The sequence below is a fragment of the Salinivibrio sp. PR5 genome, assembly GCF_001996085.1.
In the GTDB taxonomy this organism is placed as follows: Bacteria; Pseudomonadota; Gammaproteobacteria; order Enterobacterales; family Vibrionaceae; genus Salinivibrio; species Salinivibrio proteolyticus.
Genome location: NZ_MUFK01000069.1, coordinates 1 through 9,696 on the forward strand (window position 1 = coordinate 1; position 9,696 = coordinate 9,696).

Sequence of the window (9,696 nt, forward strand, 5' to 3'; positions counted from 1 at the left end):
CATTAAAATAAAACCCACATTCAGATCCAGAATATTGAGTAATCAATAGCGATTCTCAGCACTGACGTTCAGACAGATAGAGATAGCTCGAGCGCGCTATATTGAGCTGTCTCTATCTGGTTAGCCTACCCGATACTCACCCAGCCATTATTTGCCCTACATTTGAGGCTCGTGAAGACAAAAGACGCGCATCGGCTCCTAGCCTACTGCCAGCTTCGCCGCTTGCTGCCACATAAAGTTTGGCATCGGAGTGGCTAGCTCCCACGTAATATCCATCGGCTGAGATCCGGTGTGCGAGATATAATTCACTTCGCCAAAATTCACAAACCCCATGGTACGCCCGAATTCATCCTTGGTTTGCTCACGTACAAACAAAAACAGGCGCTTCCCTATTTTTTGATGTTGAATGTAATCTTTGCCTCGGCCTTTATCAGGACGCGAGCTGTTTTGCGATTGCCAGTGAAAGCGTGACGCGTTGATCGCATAATCGTGGTACATGGTCGTCGGGGAAAATTGCTTTTCATTTTTATCCAAGGTGACAAATAGCAACTCAATGTTTTGATCTTTAAGCGCATAGAGCCCCTCTCGTGCAGGTGGCTGCCGCTCAAAGGTGGTAGCGCCAAAGCCAACTAGAATTTGCTCACGCGAATATCGCGCATGAAGCCGCAATGGCACATCAGGCAAATCGTCCATCCGCGACTGCTCGTGCTTGGTTTGTGATAGTTTCCAGTCCACCACATCCACTAATTCTGCTTTGATGCCCAGCCGCCTTAGCGCGGCAAAGCTTTGCGCAATGGATGAAAAACCAAGTGCTGGCCCAGTTTGTTGCCAAACATCATAATGGCACATGAGTCGATGCCGTTCGCTACCCGTATCAGGCGCAAAGTCTGTTTGGCAAAGCTGCTGTAAAAACTGTAGATACGCATGATCATCCGTAGTTAAAATCCGCTGAAAAATCGCCTTCTTGATTGTTTTAAGTGCACTTTCATCAACAAGAGAATCATTAACCTGTAGTTCTGCTTTGAACACCAATTCTGACCAACAGCCCCGCTTGTATAGTTCGTTCAAATCAATATGCGGATACAAGGTTAGGAAGTTCGCTAGCGTCAGCGGCAGGTGGGTGTGTTGAGGATATTGCCGAACCATTGCCACTAAGCGCCTTAGCGTTAGCGACGCTTTGCGGATGTTATCCAAGACCATTTCTTGGGTGCGCTTAGTAAGCTCAATACGACAGCCCAAAGGCGCATGGGGAAAGCCTTGTTCAATCTCACGATTGATCGCTCGAGCGCTCTTGCCCACCAGCGCCCGAAACTTATTTGCAAAGTCATACTCGGGACGCGAATGACCAACAAAGTCCAGTACGGTACAGCACTCTTTGCCTTCGGCTAGCCGTAAACCGCGGCCTAGCTGCTGAAGGAAAATGGTTAAACTCTCGGTGGGACGCAGAAACAATAAGGTATCCACTTCAGGAATATCGACCCCCTCGTTGAAAATATCAACCACACAAAGCACATTCACCTCACCGGCGCGCAGCGATTGCTGCTTTCGCTGGCGTTCATGCCGATTGTCGCTGGTCAACACATCCGCCTTCAGTCCTTGCAGTGAAAACTGTTGAGCCATGTATTGAGCGTGTTCTTTACTCACACAAAAAGCGAGTGCTTTCATACGGCTAAGATCCGTGATGATCTCGTTCATGCTGAGTAATATCTTATCCACCCGCGCTTGGTTGGAGGTATAGAGGTTAGTCAGCTGTGCAATATCATAGCGGCCACGTTGCCAAGGAATGGTCCTCAGATCGGTATCATCATCAATACCAAAATATTGGAATGGGCAAAGATGACGACGATTAATCGCCTCTGGCAACCGAACCTCAGCCGCAATAACGCCACCAAAATCCGCGAGAATATCGCCGCCATCGTGACGCTCGGGTGTCGCCGTCAGACCCAGTAGTACTGACGGCGAAAAGTGGTGCAAAACCGCTCGATAACTGCTCGCAGCAATATGATGCACTTCATCAATCACAATGTAGTCATAGTAATCGGCCGTCAAGTTGATCGTATCGAGCTGGTTGTTCAATGTTTGAATCGAGACAAACAGCTGACGGTAATGATCTGGCGTGTGACCACCGACCCACAGCTCGCCAAAGGTGCTGTTACGTAATACCCCTCGATAGGCCGCACGCGCTTGCTTAAGGATTTCTTCACGATGGGCCACAAATAAAAAGTTGGCATCAGGGTGTTTTTTCAAAAAACGGGCAAAATCAAACGCAGAGATCAGTGTCTTACCAGTGCCTGTTGCCGCCACCACTAAATTGCGAAAACGTTGATGCGTCTGACGTTCAACCGTCAGCTGCTCCAGAATTTCACGCTGGTGAGGGAAAGGAGAGAGGTCGAAGAAAAACGTAGCACCATCTTCTTCGCCACCCCGCTGCTGCCGAAGGGCTTGATTCAGTTTTTCGGTACTTTTTACATCTCCATCAAACCGCTCAAATTCATTCGACGCCCAATACGTTTCAAAGGTGCTGAGTGATTTATTGATAATATGGGGAATTTCTTGCGAGGTAATTTTGAGGTTCCACTCCAAGCCATTCGTCAGTGCAGAATGAGAGAGGTTTGACGATCCAATATAACCGGTGTGATAGCCGGTCTCGCGCAGAAACAAATAGCTTTTTGCGTGAAGACGCTCGCGCTCAGTGTTGTAGCTTAACTTCACCTCGGTATTAGGTAGGCTGGCTAAATACTCCACCGCTTTCGCGTCTGTCGCGCCCATGTATGATGTGGTGATGACCTTTAACTCGCGACCACTGCGGGTAAAGGCTTCCAGCTCTTTTCGGAAAATTCTTATCCCCGCCCACTTGATGAATGACACCAACCAATAGATTTTGTCTGCGGATAAAATCTCCCTTTTCAGCTCTGACTCCAATGAAAGGCCCGCATTACTGCCACAAAAAAGCTCACTTTGCGTTAAGCCGGTGAATGGGAAAATATCTTGCACATAACGCGGTAAATCAGATGCTATCGGATTTTCAAACTCATAAAGGGCCGTCAGGATTTTCCCCTGACTCGCGAGCAAATTATCGTCGATAATGTCTTTATCGTGGATCTGGGTTTTCAGCCACAGCAAGAATTGGTTGGATAGCGAAATCTGCTGAGCTAGGCGATCGTCACTGGCGGGCACCGCGTCGAGCACATGATGTAAAACATGCGATAAAAAGCGAGACAACCAAACGGACGCCTCGTTGCTGGTAAGCTCTCGCTCACCAACATAGAATCGTTCTCGATCAATACGGCTCTCAATAAGCTGCGTTACCAGCTGCTCATAAATTCCGACCTGCTGCATTTTCCTTCCACGTGATGAGTCAGTTTCACCTTACAAACCACGGGTTGTAGGCGCTATGAAAGGGTCACTTTTCTATATTTTTCAAACAATAGCAACAAAGAGTTGAGCCAGACTCTATCAACGGCTCAATGTGCCGACACGCCAAACAACCACGCCCCTCATCAGAGGGGCGTGTACTTAACTCACCGCTTCAGGCTTTTTTTCGGCCACCGGTTGCTCGGCGCGGCGCTTGTGTTTGCGATATTTGGGGTGGGTGATTGGGATCGCGGAGAGTAGCTTTTGGGTGTACTCATGCTGGGGATGATGGTAGACGGTTTCAGTCGGCCCCTCTTCTACCACATGACCAAAGTACATCACTGCCACCTTATCGGAGATATGACGGACCACCGATAAGTCATGGGAGATAAAAATCATCGCCAAGTTCATCTCTTGCTGTAACTTCAGCAGCAAGTTAAGAATCTGTGCCTGCACCGACACATCCAAGGCAGAGACGGATTCGTCACAAATAAGCAGTTTCGGTTTAAGGGCGATCGCTCGTGCAATACCAATCCGCTGGCGCTGACCACCCGAAAACTCATGCGGATAGCGGTTAACCGCATCATGGGGTAAACCGACTTTGTCTAATAGCTCAAGTACCCACTGGCGACGCTCTTTCGCGGTGCCAATATTGTGAATAATAAAGGGCTCTTCTAAGATCCCGCCAATGGTATGGCGCTGGTTTAGCGATTCGAGCGGGTCTTGAAAGACAATCTGCATGTCTTTGCGCAGTGGCCGCATCTGACGTGGCGATAAATGCGTGATGTCTTTACCTTCAAAGAAAATTTTCCCTTCAGTCGGCTCAAACAGCTTAAGCATGGTACGGCCAAGGGTGCTTTTGCCACATCCCGACTCACCGACCAGCCCCAGCGTTTCGCCTTGTGACACCGAGAGCGATACGCCATCGACGGCTTTAATGGTGTAGCCTTGACGAAGCAGGCCTTTGCCCGAGACAAAATACTGCTTCAGATTTTCTACTCTGAGGACTTCCTTGCTCATCTCGTTCTCCTGCAACTACGTAGATGATGGCGCAGCATCAAAGTCTTCCAACGGACGAATATCAATCATCTGCTTGGGTTGATGGTGACGCCCTGGCATTAATCCCAACAAACGCTTGGTATACGGATGGGCTGGGTGATCAAAGAGTGTGAAAATATCGGCCCGTTCGCGAATTTGGCCATCGTACATCACCGCCACATCGTCACATACCTCGGCGACCACTCCTAGATCGTGGGTGATAAAAATTACCGCCATGCCGGTTTCTTCTTGCAGTTCGTTAATCAAATCCAAAATCGAGGCCTGCACCGTTACATCCAAGGCGGTGGTTGGCTCATCACAAATCAAGATATCAGGCTTGCAGGCCAGTGCCATCGCGATCATTACCCGCTGACGCATCCCGCCAGACAGGTTATGCGGATACTCGTTCAGCCGCTTTTCTGGCATCGGGATTTTCACCTTAGCCAGCATGTCGAGCGCACACGCCGCGCGGGCTTTTTTGTCCAGCTCTGGGCGGTGTAGCGTCAAGACTTCATTGATTTGTCGGCCAATGGTGTGCACAGGGTTTAACGCTGTCATCGGGTCTTGAAAGATAATCGAGATCCGATTGCCGCGCATTGCATAGCGCTCTTTGGCGGGCAGAGTGACCAAGTCGGTCCCGCGGTATAAGATTTCGCCGCCCGTTATTTGCCCATAGGGCTTAGGGAGTAAGCCCATAATTGACATCGCGGTGACACTTTTGCCGCTACCCGACTCGCCTACCAAGCCGAGCGTGCGCCCGGCTTTGACCTCAAAGCTCACCCCGTGAAGTACCTCACGGGGGCCATCGTCAGTGGTAAAATTAACGGTCAAATCCTTAACCGATAGAATGACATCCTGCGTCATAATTGCCTCTACAGCTTGTATCTGTCATCAATGATGGTTACAGGTTCAAAGGCTTTACCTTCGTCCATGGCTTCTTCGGTGGCTTCTTTCATCTCTTCATCAATCCAGTATGTGCCAAGACCAATCACCGACCCGTTACTTATCATGGTTTCTGTGCGCTTGGTCATCGCGTTATCTGGGATTTGTACATAACGCCAAAAACCTTGACGCACATACGGCACCATGTAACCCGGGGCAATCACGCTCGCCTCAGAAATCTTAGCGCGGATCTGGTGCGACAACTGATACTTCTTCTCCAGATCAAACTCCGTTTTGTAAGCCATAATTAACGCGTCCAACTCTGGAGCGCTGTAATTGGTATGGTTATTGGTTTGCGCTTTATTGGCATTATCCGAGTGGAAGTATTCCCAATAGGCAGGAACTTCGGAAGTGCCCATATTGAGAAAGGCAATTTGGTGCTTTTTCTCCAACACGTATTTAAACGCCGATGAGCCATCGACCAAGTTAATGGTAAATTCCAGACCCGCTTTTTTAGCTTGTTCTTTTAAGTAAGCAATACGCGGCGTGTGGTGTTGATAACCATAAGTGATCGCAAAGCTTAAACGCTCGCCTTTGTCGTTGATACGAATGCCATCTGGCCCCACCTGATTAAAGCCGGCTTTTTCGAAATAACTGACCGCTTTTTTAGGATCGAACGCAGGCGGTGTCGCCCCGTCGTTGTCGTATTCACCATGACCAAAGCCCATCGCATGCGGTTTACGCGAGTAGTCACCACGGGTGATTTTTTTGATCATGCCATCAAAGTCAGTGGCATAGATGATGCCTTTGCGCACATTGATGTCATCCAGCAATGGCATGGCGGTATTTAGCCACAAGCCACCCGCGCCAACTGGGATCTCGTTATACCCCCAATACTTAGTGATGTAGCCCTTTCTATAGGGTTCAGATTGGGTTTTGTCGTGCCAGATATCGGGCAGAATCAAATCGAACACATCCAAATTGCCTTTTTCAAAGTGCTTCATGGCAATGTCATTATCCCGAATTACACGCATTCGAATCTTATCGACGTTATAGCGATGTTGATAATACGGGTTGGTATAACCCCACCAGTCATCCACGCGCTCAAAGGTAACGCTTCGGCCTTTTTGCACTCGTCCTAACGCATAAGGTCCCACGGTGGGTTCGGCCTTAAAGTTGTAGCGGCGCACATAGTCATCGGCAATGCCATCTTGGTTTTCATCTTTGCGTGGGTTGGCATAAAAGTGCGCAGGGCGTGGAACGAGACCGCCAAGAATATACAGCAAATCGTCATCGTTTTTCTCAATCGCGCTGCGCACGGCAATGGTGTGAGCATCTATTTTTTCGACACCACCAATGGTGTTGGTGTAATAGTCGTTATACCAAGGCGCAACAATATCTTTGGAGCGATAAAACTGCATCATAAAGACAAAGTCATCAGCGGTGACGGGCTTACCATCAGACCAGGTCGCGTCTGGGTTGAGCTTAAAGTAGATGGTTTTATGATCATCGCCAAACGCCCACTCGTTGGCCAAATCCGGGATCCATTCCAAGGTGTCAGGGTGACGTTTCACCAATGAGGGCATTTCATCAAGGAAATAGCTACGCAGACCTGAGTTGGAGTCTGGGCCAACGGTGCGCAATGTCTGCGGAAAACTTAATAAATGGGTACGCAGTGTACCACCGCGTTTTGCCTCTGGTGAGCCAATTTTGGGCGCATCCCAGTTGGTTTGCCAATTGAGGTTTTCAGGCAACGAGGCTGCCCAACCGCTCAGGCTAAACATCGAGATTGAGGTCGCAAGGATCAGTTTTTTCATCGTGATATCCCTATCGTGATTCACACATTGCTCACTGTGCTAATAATTAATCGTAACGGGTGAATTTTTTCGGATCGAAGGCAGCGCGTACCGCTTCACCAATAAAGGTCACCATCACCAATACCACCACCAGTGAGGTCACCACGGATGCAACAATCCATGGCGCATCCAAATTCGATTTGCCTTGCTGCAACAGCTCCCCCCAACTTGGCGTCGGTGGCATCAGCCCCAAGCCGAGATAATCCAGCGCCGTTAGTGCGGTAATATTGAGGGCGATGGTGAAAGGCGCCAAAGTAACAATCATCACCATAGTGTTGGGTAAAATATGACGGAAAAGGATCCGGCTGGTCGACGCCCCCAGCGCCCTCGCGGCCATCACATAATCGCGCGCTGACTCTTTATAGGTCATGGTGCGCATATACCAAGTGATCGCCATCCAACCAAACAGTACGTTAATCCCTACAAAGAGGGCAAAGGTGGGCTGAAGAATCGAGACCAATATCATGATCACGTACAAAAACGGTACCATCGACCAGATTTCGATAAAGCGCTGGAAAAACAAGTCAAACTTGCCGCCCCAAAAGCCCATTGCACAACCTACCGCAGTACCAATCGCATACGAAGCGGCCATGGTCAGTAATGCAAAGCCCATTGCGGTTCGAAAGCCATAGACAAGGCGGGCGAGAATATCGCGTCCGATCTCATCGGTGCCAAGATAGTGCTTGTTTTCGGCGCTTGGCGCAGTCGGTGGAAAATCGCCGCTAAAGTCTTGTTCAAGCGGGTTCCACGGCACTAGTGGCATCACCACATAATTGTCACCGCCCTGCGCGGCAAAGGCTTTGGCAAGTTGACGGTAGTTAGCTTCGCTAGTGCCCACTTGACCAAAATCGCTCGCCAAGTGCACATCACTCAGTACCGGGAAATAATACTCGCCGTTGTATTTGACCATTAACGCTTTACTGTTAATAAAAAACTCGGCGAACAGCGATAAGACCAGCATCACGGCAAGGATGATAAACGACCAGTAACCGCGTTTAATTTGTTTAAAGCTGCGGATTTTCTTTTGAGTTAAAGGGCTAAACGTCAACATATCAAGATCCAAACTTCACGCGAGGGTCAACCATAGCAACACAGATATCTGAGATAATGTTGCCGGCCAGTAGTAAAAGCGCATTGATGGCGACAATGCCCATCACCACCGGATAGTCGCGCTCCATAATCGACTCATAGCCAAGTAAGCCAATGCCGTTAATATTGAAAATTACTTCAATCAAAAACGCACCAGTCATAAAGAACAATAAAGAGTTACCAAAATGGCTGGCTATCGGAATTAAGCTGTTGCGCAGCGCGTGCTTGCGCACCGCCGAACGGAACGGCAACCCTTTGGCGATGGCTGTGCGAATATAATCGGCAGATAAGTTTTCCATCAGGTTGTTTTTCATCGTCATGGTCAGAGTGGCAAAATCACCAATCAGATAACAAATCAGCGGCAGAACCGCATGCCACATCACATCTTTGGCGCGCTCCCAAAAACTGGTCGCGTCGTAGTAAGCATCGCCAACAAAGCCCCCCATTGGGAACCACTCGAGGTGATAGCTAAACAAGGTGATCAGCAATACCCCGACCACATAGCCGGGTAAGGCAAACCCGATAAAGATCAGCACAGAGGAAGAAGAGTCAAACACTGAACCGTGTTTGAGGGCTTTGTAATAACCGAGCGGAAGAGAGATAAAATAACTGATAAAGAAGGTCATCCCGCCGTAAAACAACGAGACAGGCAGACGCTCGGCGATCATGTCAGTGACCGGCTCGTAGTAGCGCGTCGACTCGCCCAAGTCGAAATTGGCGAGTTTGCCCAGCCAATCAACATAGGCTTCCAGCACGGGTTTATCGAGCCCATAAAAGGCGCGTAACTCGGCAATTTGGTCTTCCGATAACGCCGAGCTGTCACCAGCACGCTGCAGGCTAGAGCCACCATCGGCTTGTGCTTGCATTTGCGTCATCATCCGCTCGACCGGTCCCCCTGGCACGAGACGGGTGATACCAAAGATCAAAATAGTAATGCCAAGAAAAGTCGGCACCACCAACAACAACCGACGTAAAAAGTACGACAGCATAGTCCACTACTCCCTGTTAACTATGTTTCAGCTAACTGATGCTTGGGCAGGCGACATTGGCCTACCTTCTCACAAATGTTTTTATGCCATCCCGGGCGTAAAAACATTTATCCGTATGACACGCTTCAATTAAGTGGTCTATATTTATCTTGATTTGCCGACACAATCAACGATCTCCACTTGCACGGCGAGACTTTTTTTCTCTTTCGATACCAGCCACTTACAAAATAAAAAAAACAATATTCATTCACATGACAGTAAAATTACAGAATATGACAAACCTATCAATTGAGTGTTTACTCTAGAAATTTACGCAAAAAAATCGCATAAGTTTCCATAGACGCTATAAACACAATTGTCAAATTAATGTCATTTTTTGTTAACTCATGTCAGTTTGAAACTGAACTCACTGCTTTTTCGTTGAACCTGTGAACGCCACTACTACCGATGCACGCATTAGGTAGATTATGCGGCGACAGACCCTAGAA

The 9,696-nt window shown here is 48.6% G+C and carries 6 protein-coding genes; all 6 read right to left on the minus strand.

Translation table 11 applies throughout. The features are described 5' to 3' along the window. Positions 1–198 precede the first annotated feature (198 nt). On the minus strand, positions 199–3,339 hold the full coding sequence (locus tag BZG82_RS15475) for a DUF3427 domain-containing protein (RefSeq protein ID WP_077766260.1): 3,141 nt from the start codon (positions 3,337–3,339) through the stop codon (positions 199–201). 177 nt (positions 3,340–3,516) lie between these two features. Beyond that, positions 3,517–4,374 carry an ABC transporter ATP-binding protein gene (locus BZG82_RS15480; protein ID WP_077455048.1) on the minus strand — a complete coding sequence of 286 codons (858 nt, stop codon included), beginning with the start codon at positions 4,372–4,374 and terminating at the stop codon, positions 3,517–3,519. Between the two features lie 15 nt (positions 4,375–4,389). After that, positions 4,390–5,256 (minus strand): ABC transporter ATP-binding protein, encoded by an 867-nt coding sequence (locus BZG82_RS15485; RefSeq protein WP_069588948.1) that lies wholly within the window; start codon positions 5,254–5,256, stop codon positions 4,390–4,392. Between the two features lie 8 nt (positions 5,257–5,264). Further along, entirely contained in the window at positions 5,265–7,091 is a 1,827-nt protein-coding gene (locus BZG82_RS15490) for an extracellular solute-binding protein (protein ID WP_077766261.1), read from the minus strand. A 46-nt stretch (positions 7,092–7,137) separates the two neighbouring features. Next, positions 7,138–8,181, minus strand: coding sequence for an ABC transporter permease (locus BZG82_RS15495; RefSeq protein ID WP_077479773.1), 1,044 nt, complete (start codon positions 8,179–8,181; stop codon positions 7,138–7,140). A gap of 1 nt (position 8,182) precedes the next feature. Continuing rightward, positions 8,183–9,208: an ABC transporter permease gene (locus tag BZG82_RS15500; protein ID WP_077455045.1), complete on the minus strand. Its 1,026-nt coding sequence runs from the start codon at positions 9,206–9,208 to the stop codon at positions 8,183–8,185. Between the last annotated feature and the right edge of the window lie 488 nt (positions 9,209–9,696).

Coding starts and splice junctions, on each gene's coding strand:
- BZG82_RS15475 (WP_077766260.1), bottom strand. CDS start 3,339: ATGCAGCAGGTCGGAATTTATGAGCAGCTGGTAACGCAGCTTATTGAG.
- BZG82_RS15480 (WP_077455048.1), bottom strand. CDS start 4,374: ATGAGCAAGGAAGTCCTCAGAGTAGAAAATCTGAAGCAGTATTTTGTC.
- BZG82_RS15485 (WP_069588948.1), bottom strand. CDS start 5,256: ATGACGCAGGATGTCATTCTATCGGTTAAGGATTTGACCGTTAATTTT.
- BZG82_RS15490 (WP_077766261.1), bottom strand. CDS start 7,091: ATGAAAAAACTGATCCTTGCGACCTCAATCTCGATGTTTAGCCTGAGC.
- BZG82_RS15495 (WP_077479773.1), bottom strand. CDS start 8,181: ATGTTGACGTTTAGCCCTTTAACTCAAAAGAAAATCCGCAGCTTTAAA.
- BZG82_RS15500 (WP_077455045.1), bottom strand. CDS start 9,208: ATGCTGTCGTACTTTTTACGTCGGTTGTTGTTGGTGGTGCCGACTTTT.